We start from the raw sequence: 18,503 nt of genomic DNA on the forward strand, positions 1-18,503 counted from the left end.
GGGGCCACGGCCCCCGCCCGGCAGTTTTACGCGGCGCGCGGCGGCGTGTTGCCCTCGCCCAAATCCCAGAACACGCCCGCCATCACCCGCAGCGCATCGCGGCAGACGGGTTTTAGCACATGTTCATCCGGCGCGTGCTGCGAACAGCTGCGGTAGGAATGCGGCACCCAGACCGTCGGCAGGCCCAGAATATCGCTGAAACTGTCGTTTGGCAGTGAGCCTGCGAGGTTCGGCAGGATATGCGGCGCTTTGCCTGCGGTCTCGGTCAGGGACTGGGCCACGAACTTCACCCAAGGGTGATCTGCATCCAACCGCGTCGCGCGGAAGAAGCCACGATCATGCGGCTCGATCCGGACATCTTCGAACCCCTGTTGATCAAGGTGGCGGCGCAGCGCTGGCAGGATGTCTTCGGGATCGGTGCCGACGACATAGCGCAATTGGCAGGTCGCGGTGGCATGGGCCGAGATCGCGTTGACCGGCGCTTCGGGCACGCCGCTTTTCATGGCCAGCACGGCAAAGCTGTTCCAGCCATAGGCACGCTCGACCGGGGTCAGGTCTTCTTCGCCCCAATCGCTGTCGATGGCGGGGCCATCATCGCTTTCGATCGGCAGATCTTTCAACGCCGCGCGGACCGAGGGGGTCAGGCTGTCGGGCCGCCATTCGGGGATCTGGATTTGCCCGCGTTTGTCGGTGATGGTCGATAGGGCCTGCGCCAAGATCATCGCCGGATCGGCAAGCAAGCCACCCCAGTTGCCCGAGTGATGCGCGCCTTCGCGTTTGTCGACGATCAGGTCAAACGACACGCCCCCGCGCGAGCCCATGAACATGGTCGGCACTTCGGGTTGCAGCCGCGGCCCGTCCGAGGCGATGAGCACGTCGGCGGTCAGTTCCTCGCGGTGCTCGGCAAAGAACTCGGGCAGACCCGCACTGCCGGTCTCCTCGCTCATTTCGATCACGATGCGGCAGTTGAAACCCAGCTTGCCGCGGGTTTTCAGCACCGCTTCGATGGCGGCGATGTTGATCAGGTGCTGGCCCTTGTTGTCGGCGGTGCCGCGGCCATAAAGCTTGTCACCTTCTTCGACCAGTTTGAAAGGATGCAGCCCCTCGCGCCATTGATCGGTCTGGGCGCGAATCACGTCGCCGTGGCCATAGGTCAGCACGGTCGGCAGGTCATCCCCCTCACGGCGCTCGCCCACCAGAAAGGGGCCGCCGCGCGGGTCAGGATTGTCGTGAAAGCTGCAGACAAAGCCCATCGCCGTCAGCCGCGGCTCCATCGTCTCGACCAGATAGCGTTTCAGTTCGGGGGCTTGGTCAGGGTTCTGGCTTTCGGTCTCGTAGGAGACGAGGTTAGCCAGTTCGGCTTGGAATGTCCCCTCATCGAAATAGGTCGAGATCGCTTCGATCGCTTGATCGCGGGTCATGCTTCAATGTCCTTTGTCATATCTTCGGAAATGGCGTCGCCCCAAGGCGACATGATCTCGGTGCAGCCGGAATTCTGCCCGCCCGCGCGCATCACGCCTGCGGGACAGGCGAAAGCGTAGGGAAAGATCGTGCGTTTGGTCTCGGCGACCTCATTGTTCTCGCGCAGCCGGTCGAGCACATCGCGCGGCAGGCTTTCATCGGCGATGAGTTGATTGGCGTCCGAGGCGTCAATGCGCGGCGCGTGGAAGCTGTCTTCGAGCGACATGTCAAAATCGGTGACGAAAGAGGACAGTTGCGCCACCGCGCCCAAAATCTTGCGCCCGCCGGAGGCGCCGAAGGCGAAGCGTTTGTCGCCCTGTTCGCCGATCACAGGGCAGACGTTCATCAGGCAACGTTTGTTCGGCCCCAGCGAGTTCGGGCGGCCCTGAACCGGGTCGAACCACATGATCCCGTTGTTCATCAAAAAGCCGGTGGAGGGCGAGACGACGCGGGAGCCGAAGATCGACAAGAGCGTCTGCGTCTGCGCCACCATATTTCCGTGGCGGTCGACGACCGAGAAATGCGTGGTGCAGCCCGGCGCCTCGGGGCTTTCGCCGGTATCGCCCATGGAGCCCAGACGGCGGGCATAGGCGCCTTTGAGGGCCTCGGCCATGGCGGCATAGCTGTCGGGGCCGGGGGCGTTCCCGAGGTCTTCGGTCGCGAGGGAGGCGAAAGTATCGCGGAAGGTTGGCCCGGCGGTCAGCCCCGGCACAACATGGAAGCGCGCGTCGCGATAGGCGAAGTCGAGCGGCGCGCTAAACTCGGCGCGGTAGGCTTGCAGGTCGTCGTGGCTGAGGCAGCCGCCTTTCTCCTGCACATCCCGCGCCATCGCGGCCCCGAGGTCACCATCATAGAGCGCGCGCGCCCCGTGCCGCGCGATCTGGTCAAGGCTGTCGGCCATGCGCGATTGGTCCAGCCGTTTCTCGGCCAGAGCGGTCCAGCCGCTGATCGTCGGCCACTGCCCGTCTTCCAGAAAGAGGTCCGCCGCATCCGCATCCTGCGCAAGGGCGCGCGTGCAAGAGGCGATGACCAACGCGGCATACCAATCCACCAACAGACCCTTGCGGGCATGTTCAACCGCCGGGCCAAGCAGCTCGGCCCAAGGCATCTTGCCGAAACGTTCATGCGCTTGGCCCAGGCCGTCAACCACGCCGGGCACGGCGATGGCAGTGGCGCCTTGGACGTTGCGGTCCCCCTCCACATGCTCCCACGGGAAGAGATCGCCCGCCTTGCCCCGCCCGCTCAGCGGATAATTCGCCGGGTCGAGCGCGCCGGGGCTGCGCATGCCGTGGTTCAGTGCATGGGCTTGGCCTTCTTCGGCGCGCCAGAGCATCATCGCCCCGCCGCCCGCAGGGCCGCTCATCCAAGGTTCCAACACGCCGATGACGAAAGAGGTGGCCACAGCTGCATCCACCGCATCGCCCCCTGCCGCAAGCACCTCGGCCCCCGCGATTGCTGCCAACCGATGCTGCGCGGCGACGACGCCATGTTCGGTTTCGATGACGGTTTTGCGGGTTTGACTGCTGTGCGACAGGTTCGATGACATGGGATTACTCTTGTTCGTACATGGGGGTTTCCGGATCGTGCAGATGGCAGGCCACATGCCCCTGCGGGATCGGGGTGTGACGCGGTGCCTTTTGTTTGCAAAGATCCGTCGCGCGCGGGCAGCGCGGGTGGAAATGGCAACCGGGCGGCGGCGCGATCGGGTTCGGGTAGGCCATGCCCAACTGGGTGTCCGGCACGCCCAAACCGGGCTCGGGTGTCAGCACGGATTTCAAAAGCGCCTTGGTGTAGGGATGACGCGGGGCGTCAAAGAGCCCGGCGACCGAGTTCTGCTCGACGATCTCGCCCAGATACATCACCGCCACGCGGGTGGCGAGGTGTTCGACCACCGCGAGATCATGGCTGATGAAAAGGTAGGTCAGGCCAAACTCCTCGCGCAGCTCGCCCAGAAGGTTAAGGATCTGGCTTTGTACCGACACGTCGAGCGCCGAGGTCGGTTCGTCGCAGATGATCACTTCGGGCTTCATGATCAGCGCGCGGGCGATGGCCACACGCTGGCGCTGACCGCCCGACATTTGGCTGGGGAAGGTGTTCATCACCCGCTGAGGCAAGCCGACGACGTCGAGGATCTCTTTGACCTTCTTCTTGCGGCTTTCCTCGTCTCCGATGTTGTGCACCCGCAGCGGCAGAGAGATCACGTCATAGATGCTCTTGCGCGGGTTGAGCGAGGAATAGGGGTCTTGAAAGATCGGCTGGATCCGCCGTGCCAGCGCTAGACGGCCCTGTTCGGTGATCTCTTCGCCGTCGATCTTGACGTGACCGGCGGTGGGCTGCTCCAGCCCCAAGAGGATTTTGGCGAGGGTGGATTTGCCGCAACCGGATTCACCGACGAGGCCCAGCACCTCCCCCTTGCCCAATTGCAGCGACACGTCATTCACCGCCGTCAGCGGTTTGACCTTGCCGAACATGCCCTGTTTCACCCGGTAGGTCTTGCTGACGCCGGAAAGCTCCAGCACCGGGGGTGTGTTCACGCTGTCCTTCATACGGTCAGCTCCTTCTCGGACTGGCGTTTGCCATCGGGGAAAATGCAGCGGAAGGCGTGGTTGCCGTCCTCGCGCTTGGGGATGTCGCCACGGCATTCGGCGACGGCATGGGGGCAGCGGGTACGGAAGACGCAGCCCTCAACCTCGCCCACCAGCGAGGGCACGATGCCCGGGATGGTGCCCAGTTTCGCGCCGCGGTCGGTCTTGCCCGGGAGCGGGATGCAGCGCAGCAGCCCGCGGGTATAGGGATGCGAGGGCGCGTTGAAGATGTCGCCCACCGGGCCCGTCTCGACCAATTCACCCGCATACATCACCGCGACCTTATCGGCCACGCGCGCCACGACGCCGAGGTCATGGGTGATCAGGATCACGGCCATGTTCATCTCGCGCCCCAGATCGTGGAGCAGCCGCAGGATTTGCGCCTGAATGGTCACGTCGAGCGCGGTCGTCGGCTCGTCCGCGATGATCAGTTCCGGCTCGCACATCAGCGCCATGGCGATCATCACGCGCTGGCGCAACCCGCCTGAAAGCTGGTGCGGGTATTGCGACAAGCGGCTCTCGGCGGCGGTGATGCCGACCTTCTCCAAGAGTTCAATCGCCCGGTCCCGCGCCTGTTGGCGGCTGACCTTGCGGTGCAAGAGCAGCGCCTCGGCCAGCTGATCGCCGATCGTGTAGGCCGGGTTGAGCGAGGTCATCGGCTCTTGAAAGATCATCGACATCCGCGCCCCGCGCAGCTTGCGCATCTGGCCTTGGCTGGCAGTGGTCAGCTCGATCCCGTCAAAGGTCATCCGATCCGCGCGGCGTTTGATGGATTTGCCCAAGAGCCCCATCAGCGCCAGCGAGGTGAGCGATTTGCCCGAGCCGCTTTCGCCGACGATGCACAGGGTCTCGCCACGGTTGAGGTCGAAGTCGATCCCGCGCACCGCATGCAGGGTGCCGCCGCCCGTGGGAATATCGAGCCGCAGGTTGCGGACGCTCAGAAGTGGTTCTGTCATGGGTCAGCTCCGGTTTTCGGGGGCGGTGACGTCGCGCAGACCGTCACCCATCAGGTTGATCGCCAGCACCAGCACGAAAAGCACGGCGCCCGGGATCAGCACGAGCCACGGCTCGAACAGCATCATGTTCTTACCTTCGGAGACCATCAGCCCCCAGCTTGGCGTCGGCGGCTGCACCCCGAGGCCGAGGAAGGACAGCGCCGCTTCGAGCAGGATCGCGTGGGCCATCTCAAGCGTCACGACTACGATCAGGTTGTTTGCGATGTTGGGCATGATCTCGGACAAAAGGATGCGCGGGGTGGAGGCCCCGATGACCTGCGCCGCCGCGACATATTCACGTCGCCGGACCTGCATGGTCGAGGCGCGCATGACCACCGCGAAACGGTCCCACAGCAGCAGGCCCAGCACCATGATCACCACTTGCAGCGATCCGCCAAGGATCGCCACCACGGCCAGCGCCACCAGTACCACCGGCATCGCCAGACGCACGTTGATGAGGAAGGTGACGACCGCATCGACCTTGCCGCCGAAATAGCCCGCAGCCACGCCCATGGCGGTGCCGATGAGGCCCGAAATCAGCGCCGCCACGGCCCCGATCAGCAGCGAAATCCGCGCGCCGTAGATGAGGCGCGACAGGTAATCGCGGCCCAGATGGTCGGTGCCCAAGGGATGCTCCCATGTGCCGCCCATGAACACGGGGGGCTCCATCCGGGTCATCAGGCTTTGGGCATAGGGATCATGCGGGGCAATCCAGGGCGCAAGGATCGCGATGATCGTGAGGATGATCAGAACGACCGCCCCGATCAGCAGACCTTGGTGCCCGAAGATGCGCTTGCGCAGCATCTGGCCGGGGGTCGGGCCGGTGATTTCGTCCAAAAGGCTGTCATGTGTGCTTGCCGTGGCCATGTCAGCTGCTCCTCATGCGGGGGTCGAGCCATGCGTTCAGCACGTCTGCGAGGAAGGTGAAAACGATGTAGAACATCGAGAAGATCAGGATCAGCGCCTGCACCGTGGGCAGGTCGTTGCGCGCGATGCTCTCCCACGCCAGATAGCCCGCGCCATGCAGCGCGAAGATCGATTCAACCACGATGGAGCCGCCCAGCATGAAGCCCATCTGCACGGCGGCGAGGCTGACCACGGGGATGATCGCGTTGCGCAGGGCGTGGCGGAACAGCACCCGGCGCTCGTTCGCACCCTTGGCCCGCGCGGTGCGGATGTAGTCGGAGTTCAACACGTCCAGCATGCCCGCGCGCGTCAGGCGCATGATGGCGGGCATGGCGTAATAGCCCAGCACCACGGTCGGCAGGATGAAATGGCGCCACGTGTCGGTGCCCGAAGGTGGCAGCCAGCCCAGTTGGATGGCAAAGACCACGATCAGGATGAGGCCGAACCAGAAGCTCGGCATCGCCTGACCGGCAACCGAGATGAAGAGCGCCACACGGTCGATGATCGAATTGGGGCGGATCGCGGCGACCACGCCCAAGGGCACGGCGGTCAGCAGCGCGAAAGTAATCCCGCAGACGCCGAGCGTCATGGTCACGCTCAATCGGTCGGCGATGAGCGAGGCGACGGGCAGGCGGAAATAGTAGCTTTCGCCGAAATCGCCCTGAAGGGCCGAGAACAGCCATTCGCCATATTGCACCAGCATGGGCCGGTCAAAACCATAGAGACGGCGCAGGGCCTCGATATCTTCGCCACTGGCGGTTTCACCGGCCAGCGCGGCGGCGGGGTCGCCCGACAGGAACAGCAGGCTAAAGCTGATAAACGACACGGTGAAGGCCACGAGAAGGGCCAGTCCCAATCGTTTGAGAATGAATTGAAGCACGGGTGCAACTACCTTGAGGCTGCGCCGCAGGCGAGGGCCTGCTGCGTGGGTCTGGGTTGGGTGCGGAAGGGGAGAAGGGCAGGGGCACCGGTCACGGCGCCCCCGCCGATTGGTTTACTTCCAGCTGGCCGTGGTGAAGCGCAGGACTTCGTCGGCTGTGGGTGTGTATTCCACCTCATTGGTGGTCACGTAGTTGGTGTTGTAGGAGAACATCGGCGCCCAATAGGCTTCCTCGGTGATGCGTTCGATCGCCTTGGAGTAGTTCTCTTTACGGACCTCGGGGTCGGTCGAGCTGTCGGCGATGTTGAGGTATTCAAGCGTTTCGTCGTCCATCGCGTAGTCGAGCGAGCCATGTTTGAAGAACTGGCTGACCATGGCGGAGGCGTCGTTGATCGAATAGCTGCCCCATGTCTGGAACGACACGGCGGTTTCGCCCTTCATGTTCTGCTCGCGCAGGGCGGAATACTGCAACATCTTAAAGTTGGTATCGATGCCCACGGCGTTCAGGTAACTGGTGATCGCCTCGGCATATTCACGGTCGCGGTAGGCGTAGAAGTCGATGGTCAGACCGTCTTCGTAACCAGCTTCGGCCAGCAATTCCTTGGCCTTCTCGGGGTTGTATTCATACTTCACCGCCGCGTCTTCGTCGCAGCCGAACTGGCTGGGGAAGCAAGGGGTGTAGACGACTTTGGATTTGCCTTTAAGCAGCGCGTCGACCAGTTCCTGACGGTTGATCGCATAGTTCACAGCCTTGCGCACGCGCACGTCGGTGAAGGGGCTGTCCTCGGAGCGGCCCGCCGCATCGAGCGTCAGATAGCCCACGCGCATGGTGGATTCGTTGGAGACTTGGAACTCATCCCGCTCGGCCAGTTTCTCGGCTTGGTCCGACGGTACCTGCCAGATCAGATCAAGCGAGCCGCTGAACAGTTCGGCCATCTGCGTGTTCACATCCGGGATGGTGCGGATGTCGATGTTCTTGATGCTGGGCTTGCCCTTGGGGCTGTCGTGGTAGCCCTCATAGGCTTCCAGTTTGAAGTGCTGGCCGGGGACGACTTCGGTCACCTTGTAAGGGCCAGTGCCGACGGGTTTCAGGCCCATGCCTTCGGGGCCGGCTTCTTCGTAGTAGTCGCTGGGATACATCGAAACGGGGCCGGAGAGGAATTCGATCGCCGCCGGGAACTTCTCTTTCAGCATGATGCGCACGGTGTAGTCGTCGACCTTCTCAGCCGATTTCATCCAGTTCACGTTGCGCTGCGTTTTCACGCCATTGGCCTCATCGGCGACGTAGTTCACGGTAAAGACCACGTCATCGGCGGTGAAGTCCGACCCGTCGTGGAATTTCACGCCTTCGCGCAGTTTGAATTCGATGGTCGTGTCGTCGATCCATTCCCATTCGGTGGCGAGGTTGCCCATGTATTCGTTGGTGACCGGATCGCGGTAGATCAGACCATCCCAGACGGCGCGTTGCAGCACTACGCCTTCGCGGGACGAGTTGAAGTAGCTGTCGACGTTCTCAAGCTCTTTGGTGAAGGCGACATTCAGCGTGTCATTGGCTTTGTCCGCCCAAGCCGCGCCGGTGGCGGCGGCCAAGACAAGCCCGGTGATGGTTGATTTCAGGACCGTGGATTTCATGGTCAACTCCCCTGCTGGTTAACGAATTCGGTTCCGTATCTTTTTGACTTGCGTATCGTATCATATAATAATACTTGATATCGCAATACGATTAATAAACGCAATCAGATCGACATACGTCAAGCCCCGGTTTGAACAATTGGGCCAGATTTCGGGGTAGGTGATTGGAAAAGAAGCAAAATACCCTCTACGTCGGGTCGCTTGCCAAGGGGCTGCGGCTGCTCCGCGCCTTCGATGAATCGCATACGGAATTGTCGTTGGTCGAGCTTGCCGCGCGCAGCGGATTGGACAAGAGCGCGGTTCAGCGGCTGGCGAATACGCTGCATATCGAGGGCATGTTGGAAAAGGATCCGGCCACGCGGCGCTACCGCCCGTCTCATGCTTGGTTGGAGCTGGCCTATGCCTATTACTGGTCGGATCAATTGGTCGGGCAGGCGATTCCCAAGCTGATCGACCTCAGCCAAGAGATCGGGGAGACGGTGAACCTCGCCGAGCTTTCGACCGATCATATCATCTACGTCAGCCGATTGCCCTGCCAGCGAACCTATTTCGCGGCGACGGTGATCGGACGGCGGCTGCCAGCGCTTTCGACGTCAGCGGGGCGGGCGATTATCTCGACATTCTCGCCCGAGGACCGGGAAGAGGCGATCGAGACTTGGCCGCTTAAACCCTTTACCGCGCGCACCACGATGGACCGCGCCACGATCCGCAACAGCATCGGTGAGGCCGTGCAGCAGGGCTATGCGATTTCCAGCGATCAGATGATTTTGTCAGAGATCGGGGTGGCCTGTCCGATTACCGGCCCGGATGGGCGGGCCTTTGCGGCGGTGCAATGTTCGGTCTCGGCGCATACCTGGACGCGGGAGCGGATCAGGGTCGAGATTCTGCCGCGCCTTCAGGACACGGCGAACGCGATTTCGCCCTCATCACAGGTGCATCGGCGCTAGAAAAAGGGCCGGAGCATTTCCGCCCCGGCCCGGTGTTTTCTTATTCCCAGTTCAGCTTTTCTTCGCGTTGCCAGAACCGCAGTTTGCGGCAGGTCTGAAGGAACGCGTCTGCGTTATCGGCAGAGACCTCCATCGTGCCCTCGTCCTTCTCGACTCCGGCGGCGTTGAGCAGCGGATCGGCGGCTGTGGTCCAAGCGATGAACTTGTTATGCGCAAAGGCGTCCGAGACGAAATCCTGCGCCGGTTTGTTCTTGGCGATCTTGTCGGCTTTCTCATTCCCGAAGACCAAGGCCACCGCGTCAAAGACCACCGAGGGGCCGCCGTCGATCTTCTCATCCGCTTCGCGGGTGCTGCCGTCCGAAAGGGTCACCCCTTGGATATGCGGCGTCACGATGGCGACCATCGCGCCCTCATCGGCAAAGGTTTTTTCCAAGGCTTCCACCACCGAGGCATCCGCGCCTTCAGTCAGGAACAGACCCAACTTGCGGCCCGCGAAGCTGTTCGGCGCGTTCTTTAGAATGCTGAGCGCATCCGACGGCGGCAGATCGGTGATCGGCTCCCGCGCGGGTTTGGCGGGTTCCGGCATTTCGGTCACGCCCAAGCCTTCGGCCACCTGTTTCGCCAGATCGTCATGGACGTTCATCAGATGCGAGAGCATCCGCAGGCGAATGCGTTCTTCCTGACATTTCGACAGCTCGAAGGTATAGGCCGCCGCGATGTGCTGCTGCTCGATCTCGGTCTGGCTGATGAAGAACTGCCGCGCTTGGCTGTAGTGGTCAGCGAATGTCTCGGACCGCACGCGCTGTTTCGTGCCTTCGACTTCGGCCGGGTAGCTCTGAAAACCAATCTCGGGGTTCTCGCGCGGGCCGCCATCCTCGCCCCAGCTGTTCGGTTCATAATTCACGCGGCCCTTGGGATTGTGCATCGCCATATGGCCGTCCTGCTGGAAGTGGTGGAACGGACATTTCGGCGCGTTGATCGGGATATGGGTGAAGTTCGGCCCGCCGAGACGCTTAAGCTGCGTGTCGAGGTAGGAAAAGTTCCGGCCTTGAAGCAGCGGGTCGTTCGTGTGGTCGATGCCGCGCACGATGTTCTGGGTGCAAAAGGCCACCTGCTCGGTCTCGGCGAAGAAGTTGTCGACATTGGCGTCCAGCGTCAGCGTCCCGATGATGCGCACCGGCACCTGCTCTTCGGGGATGATCTTGGTGGCATCAAGGATGTCGAACTCGAAGTTGTCGGCGAATTCGTCGTCGAAGACCTGAATGCCCAGATCCCACTGCGGATAGTCGCCCGCGTCGATGGCATCCCACATGTCGCGGCGGTGGAAATCCGGGTCCGCGCCGTTGATCTTGAGCGCCTCGTTCCAGACCACCGATTGCAGACCCTGCTTGGGCTTCCAGTGGAACTTGACGTAATGCGATTTGCCCTCGGCATTGACCAGCCGGAAGGTATGCACGCCGAAGCCTTCCATAAAGCGGAACGAGCGCGGGATCGCCCGGTCGGACATCTGCCACAGCGTCATATGGATCGCCTCGGGCGAGAGCGAGACGAAATCCCAGAAGTTGTCATGCGCCGACTGTGCCTGCGGGAAGCCACGGTCAGGGGCGGGTTTGACCGAGTGGATGAGATCGGGGAACTTGATCGCGTCTTGGATAAAGAACACGGGGATGTTGTTGCCGACGAGGTCCCAGTTGCCTTCTTGCGTGTAGAACTTCGTCGCGAAACCGCGCACGTCGCGGGCCAGATCGAAAGAGCCCTTGTTGCCTGCCACGGTGGAGAAACGGGTGAAGGTCGGGGTCTTTTCGCCGACGCGCTGGAAAATATCGGCGCAGGACAGTTCGGGGATCGCTTCTTTCAGCTCGAAATGCCCATGCACGCCGTAGCCGCGGGCGTGAACGACACGCTCTGGAATGCGCTCGTGGTCGAAGTGGAACATCTTTTCGCGGAAAACGTGGTCTTCCATCAAGACCGGGCCGCGCGGACCCGCTTTGAGTGAGTTCTGATCATCCGCGATCGGGCCGCCCTGCGCGGTCGTCATCGTCTTTGCGCGGTCCGTGGTTTGCTGGCGGGGTTCGCCGCCTTTGCCAAGTTCTTTGTCTGTCATGATCTTTCTCCACAGCGCCCCCGGAATATAATCGGGAGGATTTGTTGCTAATATGTGGCGGGCCGAGAGGGCCGCTCCAGTGCCGGCGGTGATTGCCCGACCCTATGAGAGTTCAACCACCCCCGCGGCGAGGGGTTCCGATGCTTTTGCCCGGCGGGCGGGAAAGTTCTCGCGCGGGCGGGGACCTCCCGCCTCCGGTGCGAGGGGGGCGGCTGTCTCACGGGCCGCGGACTTGTCCAAAAAGCCGCGCAGCAGCGCGATATGCGCGGGCAGTTCATCGACCGGAATGCGTTCAGCCTCTGGCACCTGCACCGGCCAGCAGCCCAAACCCCCCCGGCGCAGTTTCTCCAGCAAGCAGCCCGCATCCGGCAAACAGTCATCGGCGAGATAGCCCGCCCCGCTCAGCCGGTTGCGCAGCGTATCGGCCATGCCGCCCGCCGCCCGGCCGACCAGCCTGCAAGAGGCTTCGACCCAGACATCATCCGCGTGATGCACCCGGCGGCCCGCCGCCCGCAGGGCGCGGATGATCGCGCGGTCCTCGCCGCAGGGGATCGGGGCGAAACCGCCGACGGCCTCATAGGCATCGCGGGTGAAGCCAAGGCTGGCCCCCGGCGCTTCGCCGTGGCTGTTCTGCAAATCAGCGCAGTTCGGGGCGTGCCGCGCGTAGAGCGTGAGCACCAAGCGGCGGTAGGCCATTTCATGGGCCTCAAACATGGGGTCTTGCTGCGCCAAACAGGCGGCCTCTTCGGGGTTCAGCGTGACCCTGCCGCAGAGGGCATCAAAGCGTTGGAGGTGGTGAATGCTGCGCGCGACCCAATCGGGGCTGACGCGGCAATCGGCATCGGTGGTCAGGATCTGGCGCAAATGAGGCATCTGTTCCAAGGCCACAGCGCAGCCCCTCCGCCTTGCCGCGCCGACCCCCATGCCGGGGGGGAAGGTAAGATCGAGCACGGTGAGGTCGAGGCCAAGCCGTCCCGCCGCCGCCGTGGCGATCTTAGCGGTGTCGTCATCGGTGTTGTTCACCACGAGGATCACGTGGACACGGTCGTTGCACTGGGGGGCGAGGGCGGTGAGGCAATCGCCGATCCGCTCCGCTTCGTTCCGGGCGGGGATGATGATCGCGGTGTCTTTCCAGCGCTCGAAACTCATCTGTCACCCTCCGGAAAGGCGCGGTCGATGCGGTAGTTCTCGGTCTTGCTGACGCAGGTGAAGGCATGGGTGTCGAGCGCCTTGGCAAAGCCGTTCAGCGCCTCCTCCCCTTGCAACGGATTGCCGGTGTCACCGCGCCACGTCACGCAGAGGATCTCGGCCTGCGGCCAGCGGGTCGCGATGTCGGTCGCCAGTTGGTCCAGCCCCGGATGATCCAGAAAATAGAGTACTTCGGAAAGGATCAGCAGATCGAAGTCCCCCTCGGGCAGGGGGCCGGGATAGAACCCTTGGACGAAGCGCCCCTCTGGCACCGTTTTGCGCGCGGCGGTCAGGGCGCTGGCCACGGCGTCCATCCCGGTATAGCGCGCGCAGATGTCGATCAGGTGGCGTGCCAATTGCCCATTGCCGCAGCCCAACTCAAAAGCCGAGCGGTAGCCATCCTGTGAAAGCGCCGCCCGCGTCGCCGCGAATTTGGCCTGCTCATAGGCGCTATGTCCGAACCCCCAAGGATCGCTCGTCTCGGCATAGAGACCTTGGAGATGATCCAACCCCACACCCATCACGGCATCCTCCAAAAGATTTCGTCTTGCTGCGCGAAGAGGTCGATCATCGCCTCGGGCAGAACGAACCCCTCGGGATCGTCTTGCACGACTTGGCCAAGCTGGCTGCGATGCGCGCGGATCGCAGCACTCTTGGCTTCGCGATAGGCGGCGGTGTCGAGGGTAAGGGGGGCGTAGCTTGCCGTGTTCTCGGCAAAGTTCGGATCGTCGAAACGGCTCCACACCGGATAGCTATGAAAATGCAGATCGGGGCGCTGCGCGCGCAGCCCGTCGGCCAGTGACGCGGTGGTTTGATGGTCGCAATGTTTGTCTTCGCGGGCCGGGACGAAGACGTGGCGTGCCGTTTGCGCGTCGATTACCTGCATCAGCTCGGTCAGGATGGCGTCGGCAGGCACTTCGTGCAATCGGCTGTCGGGATGGCCGAGCCATGTCAAATCCGCTGCGCCGCCACCAAGGAGATCAAGCGCCTCCGCCAATTCCGCGCGTCGCCTTTCGGCCAATCGGGCCGGGGGCCATGCGCGGGAGCCGGGGTGGCTGGCGCCGCCATCGGTCAGGCAGATGACATGCGCTCCGGGCCCTGCGAAAGCGCGCGCCAAAAGACCGCCGCAGCCGAGTGTTTCGTCGTCCGGATGCGGCGCCAGAACCACGATCTTTTCGCGGCCCGACAGAGCCTCGGTGAGGGGGGCGTTGTGGCTCATCCGAAGACACCCCAAACCGTCTGGTCGCTTGAAAGCGCATGGCGGGCGGCGCGTTGCAGGAAGGCGTCGCGCGCGGCTTGGCGCAGATAGACCGAGAGATCGCGCGCCATGCGACCCGTCTCGGAAGTTCCGGTGAAATGGCGCAACCCAAGGCTCTGTTCCACTGCTTTGATCGCGTCGAGGGCGACTTCCTCGGTATATATCCGCGCGGCGATGGCGGTGCTGACGAGGGTCTCCTCCGCGTGGTCATCCGCGTTGGCGAGAGCGGCGCGTTCGACCAATGCCATACCGGCCCAGACCCGCATCAGCACCTGCATCAGGCGGCTCGATTGGGCCTCGGCCTCAAGCCGGTCCATGTCCCGCAAGGCAGTGGCCGCCGCATCAATCAACCCCGCCGCGGCGCCCGCCTGAAGCGCTGCGATCCGCCAGACGCCGCCGACGAAATGCGGCTCTTTCAGATAGTCGCCGGGGGCGCCGATAAGTGCGTCATCCTCAAGAGGCAGGCCGGAAAAATCATAGGTCCCCGAGGCCGTCGCCCGCATCCCCAGCATGTCCCATTGCGAGGCATCACCGCGCGCGGGGTCAGTCACATTGATCAGCGCAAGCTGCACCTCGGGGCCGGAATTGAGCGAGACGAGCGCATGGGTCACAGTGCCGAGGCCGGATGCGAAGATCTTCTCACCCTTCAAAACACCCTTCTCGAAATGCGCCGGATTGCCGCCATCGGCCCCCCAAACGCCCAGAAGCCCGCCCTGCCGGATCACCTGCTTCGCCCGCTCTGCCTGCGCCGCGCTGCCGTATAGGCGGATCAGGCGCAGCGCGTTGACATGGCCTTCCCACAACCGACCGACGCTGAGATTGGCGGCACCGATTTTCATCAATGCGTGAGCGGTGCGCAAAGGGGCGGTGGCGCCATCTTCCAACATCAGGCCCGCGTCGCGTAGGATATCGATAGAGCCGCTGATCGGGGCGGTGCCCGCTTCCTCGTCCCGTGCCGCGTTGCGCAGTGCCTCACGGGCCGTTTGCGAAAGAACATCCGTTTGCGACTGGGGCGGGAAAGGATCGAAACGTGGCGCACTGTTCATGGCAGTGTCCGACAGTCGCGCAGAGTGATACCGAGCAGATCAAGCGTCACGATTTAGCCCCCATTCATAAAACGGGCAGCCTGCGCGGACGGCAGCACTGCCTTTGGAAGTGCAACCGTTCAACTTGTCTCTTGGTTCCCGCCTACGTTGCAGCCGCGGCGGGGGCGGATGTCAGCCCTCGGGAATCTCGCCCATCACCTTGGGCACATGGTAGCCCTTTTGCACCGCGTCCCGCGCGCGGAGGCGCTGATACCACGCACGCACATTGGGATAGTCGGCAAGGTCGATCTGCTGCCATTCATAGCGCGAGACCCAAGGCCAGCAGGCCATATCCGCGATGGAATATTCGCCGCAGATGTGGTCCCGCCCCTCAAGCTGTTTGTCGAGCACGCCGTAAAGCCGTTTGACCTCGGCCCCGAAACGCTCTTCGGCATAGGCGGCCTTGCCGGGGTTGAAATGCAAGAAGTGATGCGCCTGCCCGGCCATGGGGCCAAAGCCGCCCATCTGCCACATCAACCATTGCATCACCTCGGCCCGCGCGGCCTGCCCCTCGGGCAGGAAGCGGCCATGTTTCTCGGCGAGGTAGACCATGATCGCGCCGGATTCCATCAGGCTCACCCCAGTGTCATGGTCCACGATGGCGGGGATTTTATTGTTGGGGCTGATCTTTAGAAACTCGGGCGCGTGCTGTTCATCCTTGCCGATGTTGATGGCGTGCACATTGTAGTCGATCCCCAATTCTTCGAGCAGGATCGAGACTTTGCGGCCGTTGGGGGTGGTCCATGTGTAGAAATCAATCATCGCTTCGGTCCCTTATGCAGAGGTGCGTTTCGGTTTCTTGCAATGTTAAGCAGGCGGTTTGCGGCGGGTCAACGTAAGGAACCACAGCCGCCTGCGGGGGTTTTGCTTAACAAGGCACCAATTTGCGGAGCGAAGATGCAGAACAGTGACCCCCTAGCGCAGCCCGACATCGCAGATCGCGCGAAATCCGTTCTGGAAGTGCTTTGCGACCGCGACATTCACATCGCCACGGCGGAAAGCTGCACCGGCGGGCTGGTCGCCGCGCTGCTCACGGATATCGAAGGGTGCTCACACGCGTTCGAGCGGGGTTTCGTCACCTATACGGATCAATCCAAGCATGAGCTGTTGGGCGTCGACCGGGCGCTTTTGGACCGCTGCGGCGCGGTTTCGCGCCCCGTGGCGATTGCCATGGCCGAAGGCGCGCAGGGGCGTTCGGGCGCGCAGATCGCCGTCTCGACCACCGGGTTTGCCGGGCCGGGCAGCGCCGAGGATGAAGAGGGGCTTGTGCATTTTGCGCTTGCACGCGAGGGGTGTAACACGGTTCATCGGGCCGAGTCCTTTGGTGCCATTGGCCGGGATGCGATCCGGCAGCGATGCCTTGAAACGATTTTGGATATGTTGGAGGAGAGCCTGACGTGAGCAAGAGCCAAGCCGCCGCCTTTACCGCCTACCACCGTCATGGCTTTGTCCGGGTGGCGACCTGCACACCGCATGTGCGGCCCGCCGATGTGGCCTTCAACCGCGACAGCCTGTTGGACGAAATGCGCCGGGCCGATGCGGCGCGGGTGGATTTGCTGGTTTGCCCCGAACTGTCACTCTCGTCCTATGCCATCGACGATCTGCACATGCAGGATGCGCTGCTGACGGCGGTGGAAGAGGCGCTCGGCGACCTGATCGAGGCCAGCGCCGAGATGACCCCCGTGATCCTGCTCGGCGCGCCACTGCGCCGTGAGGGGCGGCTTTATAATTGCGCCATCGCCATTTCACGCGGGCAGGTGCTGGGCGTGGTGCCGAAATCCTACCTGCCCAATTACCGCGAGTTCTATGAGAAACGCTGGTTTGCCCATGGCCGTGACACCGACGGAGAGATCACTGTCGCGGGCCGGCGAGTGCCCTTTGGCGATGACCTGATTTTCGAGGCGACGGATCTGCCCGGTTTGATTTTCCATGCCGAGGTTTGCGAAGACCTCTGGACGCCGGCGCCGCCCTCGGCGGATGCGGCCCTTGGTGGGGCGCTCATCCTCGCCAATCTCTCGGCGTCCAACATCGTGATCGGCAAATCCTCTGACCGTCACCTGCTGTGCCGGTCGCAATCCATGCGCGCCTTCGCGGCCTATGTGTACTCCGCCGCGGGGCCGGGGGAGAGCACGACCGATCTGGCGTGGGACGGGCAGGGGATGATCCATGAGTTGGGCGATCTTCTGGCCGAATCCACCCGTTTCCCGCTGGAGCCGGAACTGACCATCGCCGATGTAGATTGCGGGCGTATCCAGTCTGAGCGGATGCGGACGGGTAGTTTCCATGACGCCGCGCGGCACCGGGCGCCGGAATTCCGCCGGGTGACCTTTGCCCATCAGCCGCATCACGAGAACGCCGGGCTGATCCGTCCCGTCCGCCGGTTTCCCTATGTGCCGAACCGCGAAAGCCATCTCGACCAAGACTGCTACGAGGCGTTCAACATTCAGGTCGAAGGGCTGCGCCGCCGCTTTGAGGCGACCAAGGGCAAGACCATGGTCATCGGCATTTCCGGCGGGCTGGATTCGACCCATGCGCTGATCGTGGCGGCAAAAGCCGGTGACCGTATGGGCATCCCGCGCGACCGGATCCTCGGCTTTACCATGCCCGGCTTCGCCACCTCCGAGGGCACCAAATCCAACGCGTGGAAATTAATGCAGGCCATGGGCATCACCGCGGATGAGATCGACATTCGCCCCGCCGCGCGCCAGATGCTTGAGGATATGGATCACCCCTTCTCAGACGGGGAGCCGGTCTATGACATCACCTTTGAAAACGTCCAAGCCGGGCTGCGCACCGATTACCTCTTCCGGCTCGCCAACCAGCGGCAGGGCTTTGTTATCGGCACCGGCGATCTGAGCGAATTGGGGCTTGGCTGGTGCACCTATGGCGTGGGCGACCAGATGAGCCACTATGCGGTGAACACCGGCGTCCCGAAAACGCTGATCCAATATCTTATCCGTTGGGCCACCCGTTCGGGGCAGTTCGACGCTGAGACGGACAAGGTGTTGCAAGCTATTCTGGACACCGAAATCTCGCCCGAACTCGTGCCCGCTGGCGAGGATGAAGAGATTCAAAGCACCGAGTCGATGATCGGCCCCTATGAGCTGAACGACTTCTTCCTCTTTCACACCATGCGCTACGGGCTCGCCCCGTCAAAGGTGGCCTTTCTGGCGTGGCACGCTTGGCATGATGTCGAGGCGGGGCGCTGGCCTGAGGGCTTTCCGCAGGGCAAACGCAACGCCTATGATCTGAAGACGATCCGCCATTGGCTCGAAAAATTCCTGCATCGCTTCTTTGCCACCAGCCAGTTCAAGCGCTCGGCTCTGCCGAATGGGCCAAAGGTCAGCGCCGGGGGGGCATTGTCGCCGCGCGGGGACTGGCGCGCGCCGTCCGACTCCGTCGCCACCCCGTGGCTGGAAGAGCTGCGCAGCAACGTGCCAGAGAGCTGGCCCCAGAGCTAAG

Annotated in this window: 16 protein-coding genes; 3 read left to right on the top strand and 13 right to left on the bottom strand. The window is 62.9% G+C overall.

All coding sequences use genetic code 11. The features are described 5' to 3' along the window. Positions 1–26 precede the first annotated feature (26 nt). The 7 genes from ACGYLA_RS06630 to ACGYLA_RS06660 form a co-directional block, all read right to left on the bottom strand. The gene (locus ACGYLA_RS06630; RefSeq protein ID WP_394431256.1) at positions 27–1,421 is read right to left on the bottom strand and encodes a M20 family metallopeptidase; all 1,395 of its coding nucleotides are present in this window, start codon (positions 1,419–1,421) and stop codon (positions 27–29) included. Further along, positions 1,418–3,007, bottom strand: a complete 1,590-nt coding sequence (locus ACGYLA_RS06635; protein ID WP_394431258.1) for a gamma-glutamyltransferase — start codon at positions 3,005–3,007, stop codon at positions 1,418–1,420. The genes ACGYLA_RS06630 and ACGYLA_RS06635 overlap by 4 nt, the downstream gene beginning before the upstream one ends. A 4-nt stretch (positions 3,008–3,011) precedes the next feature. Then, positions 3,012–4,007: an ABC transporter ATP-binding protein gene (locus ACGYLA_RS06640; RefSeq protein WP_394431260.1), complete on the bottom strand. Its 996-nt coding sequence runs from the start codon at positions 4,005–4,007 to the stop codon at positions 3,012–3,014. Then, entirely contained in the window at positions 4,004–5,002 is a 999-nt protein-coding gene (locus ACGYLA_RS06645) for an ABC transporter ATP-binding protein (RefSeq protein ID WP_394431262.1), read from the bottom strand. Before ACGYLA_RS06645 ends, ACGYLA_RS06640 begins: the two co-directional genes overlap by 4 nt. A gap of 3 nt (positions 5,003–5,005) precedes the next feature. Then, the gene (locus ACGYLA_RS06650; RefSeq protein WP_271690227.1) at positions 5,006–5,908 is read right to left on the bottom strand and encodes an ABC transporter permease; all 903 of its coding nucleotides are present in this window, start codon (positions 5,906–5,908) and stop codon (positions 5,006–5,008) included. A gap of 1 nt (position 5,909) precedes the next feature. After that, entirely contained in the window at positions 5,910–6,827 is a 918-nt protein-coding gene (locus ACGYLA_RS06655; protein WP_136720362.1) for an ABC transporter permease, read from the bottom strand. 114 nt (positions 6,828–6,941) lie between these two features. Continuing rightward, entirely contained in the window at positions 6,942–8,459 is a 1,518-nt protein-coding gene (locus ACGYLA_RS06660) for an ABC transporter substrate-binding protein (RefSeq protein WP_067265130.1), read from the bottom strand. A gap of 164 nt (positions 8,460–8,623) precedes the next feature. Between ACGYLA_RS06660 and ACGYLA_RS06665 the strand changes: the two genes are divergently transcribed. Next, positions 8,624–9,406 carry an IclR family transcriptional regulator gene (locus ACGYLA_RS06665; RefSeq protein WP_394431264.1) on the top strand — a complete coding sequence of 261 codons (783 nt, stop codon included), beginning with the start codon at positions 8,624–8,626 and terminating at the stop codon, positions 9,404–9,406. A gap of 40 nt (positions 9,407–9,446) precedes the next feature. On the opposite strand, the gene ACGYLA_RS06670 is transcribed toward ACGYLA_RS06665, so the two are convergent. The 6 genes from ACGYLA_RS06670 to ACGYLA_RS06695 form a co-directional block, all read right to left on the bottom strand. Continuing rightward, complete coding sequence (locus ACGYLA_RS06670) at positions 9,447–11,510, bottom strand: catalase (RefSeq protein WP_394431266.1); 2,064 nt, start codon at positions 11,508–11,510, stop codon at positions 9,447–9,449. Between the two features lie 102 nt (positions 11,511–11,612). Next, positions 11,613–12,659 (bottom strand): glycosyltransferase, encoded by a 1,047-nt coding sequence (locus ACGYLA_RS06675; RefSeq protein ID WP_394431268.1) that lies wholly within the window; start codon positions 12,657–12,659, stop codon positions 11,613–11,615. After that, positions 12,656–13,219: a class I SAM-dependent methyltransferase gene (locus ACGYLA_RS06680; RefSeq protein ID WP_394431270.1), complete on the bottom strand. Its 564-nt coding sequence runs from the start codon at positions 13,217–13,219 to the stop codon at positions 12,656–12,658. The genes ACGYLA_RS06675 and ACGYLA_RS06680 overlap by 4 nt, the downstream gene beginning before the upstream one ends. Continuing rightward, complete coding sequence (locus ACGYLA_RS06685) at positions 13,219–13,917, bottom strand: PIG-L deacetylase family protein (protein ID WP_394431272.1); 699 nt, start codon at positions 13,915–13,917, stop codon at positions 13,219–13,221. Before ACGYLA_RS06685 ends, ACGYLA_RS06680 begins: the two co-directional genes overlap by 1 nt. After that, positions 13,914–15,002, bottom strand: a complete 1,089-nt coding sequence (locus tag ACGYLA_RS06690) for an acyl-CoA dehydrogenase (RefSeq protein WP_394431274.1) — start codon at positions 15,000–15,002, stop codon at positions 13,914–13,916. The genes ACGYLA_RS06685 and ACGYLA_RS06690 overlap by 4 nt, the downstream gene beginning before the upstream one ends. A gap of 171 nt (positions 15,003–15,173) precedes the next feature. After that, the gene (locus tag ACGYLA_RS06695) at positions 15,174–15,803 is read right to left on the bottom strand and encodes a glutathione S-transferase family protein (protein WP_394431276.1); all 630 of its coding nucleotides are present in this window, start codon (positions 15,801–15,803) and stop codon (positions 15,174–15,176) included. A 135-nt stretch (positions 15,804–15,938) separates the two neighbouring features. Here ACGYLA_RS06695 and ACGYLA_RS06700 point away from each other — a divergent pair, with 135 nt between their 5' ends. After that, positions 15,939–16,442: a CinA family protein gene (locus ACGYLA_RS06700; protein ID WP_394431278.1), complete on the top strand. Its 504-nt coding sequence runs from the start codon at positions 15,939–15,941 to the stop codon at positions 16,440–16,442. Then, on the top strand, positions 16,439–18,502 hold the full coding sequence (locus tag ACGYLA_RS06705; RefSeq protein WP_394431280.1) for an NAD(+) synthase: 2,064 nt from the start codon (positions 16,439–16,441) through the stop codon (positions 18,500–18,502). The genes ACGYLA_RS06700 and ACGYLA_RS06705 overlap by 4 nt, the downstream gene beginning before the upstream one ends. Position 18,503 lies beyond the last annotated feature (1 nt).

This window comes from Sulfitobacter sp. 1A13679, from assembly GCF_043557115.1.
Lineage (GTDB): Bacteria > Pseudomonadota > Alphaproteobacteria > Rhodobacterales > Rhodobacteraceae > Sulfitobacter > Sulfitobacter faviae.

Bases quoted from the DNA above. Each gene is read 5' to 3' on its own strand.
- ACGYLA_RS06630 (WP_394431256.1), bottom strand. From the start codon at position 1,421: ATGACCCGCGATCAAGCGATCGAAGCGATCTCGACCTATTTCGATGAG.
- ACGYLA_RS06635 (WP_394431258.1), bottom strand. From the start codon at position 3,007: ATGTCATCGAACCTGTCGCACAGCAGTCAAACCCGCAAAACCGTCATC.
- ACGYLA_RS06640 (WP_394431260.1), bottom strand. From the start codon at position 4,007: ATGAAGGACAGCGTGAACACACCCCCGGTGCTGGAGCTTTCCGGCGTC.
- ACGYLA_RS06645 (WP_394431262.1), bottom strand. From the start codon at position 5,002: ATGACAGAACCACTTCTGAGCGTCCGCAACCTGCGGCTCGATATTCCC.
- ACGYLA_RS06650 (WP_271690227.1), bottom strand. From the start codon at position 5,908: ATGGCCACGGCAAGCACACATGACAGCCTTTTGGACGAAATCACCGGC.
- ACGYLA_RS06660 (WP_067265130.1), bottom strand. From the start codon at position 8,459: ATGAAATCCACGGTCCTGAAATCAACCATCACCGGGCTTGTCTTGGCC.
- ACGYLA_RS06670 (WP_394431266.1), bottom strand. From the start codon at position 11,510: ATGACAGACAAAGAACTTGGCAAAGGCGGCGAACCCCGCCAGCAAACC.
- ACGYLA_RS06675 (WP_394431268.1), bottom strand. From the start codon at position 12,659: ATGAGTTTCGAGCGCTGGAAAGACACCGCGATCATCATCCCCGCCCGG.
- ACGYLA_RS06680 (WP_394431270.1), bottom strand. From the start codon at position 13,219: ATGGGTGTGGGGTTGGATCATCTCCAAGGTCTCTATGCCGAGACGAGC.
- ACGYLA_RS06685 (WP_394431272.1), bottom strand. From the start codon at position 13,917: ATGAGCCACAACGCCCCCCTCACCGAGGCTCTGTCGGGCCGCGAAAAG.
- ACGYLA_RS06690 (WP_394431274.1), bottom strand. From the start codon at position 15,002: ATGAACAGTGCGCCACGTTTCGATCCTTTCCCGCCCCAGTCGCAAACG.
- ACGYLA_RS06695 (WP_394431276.1), bottom strand. From the start codon at position 15,803: ATGATTGATTTCTACACATGGACCACCCCCAACGGCCGCAAAGTCTCG.
- ACGYLA_RS06700 (WP_394431278.1), top strand. From the start codon at position 15,939: ATGCAGAACAGTGACCCCCTAGCGCAGCCCGACATCGCAGATCGCGCG.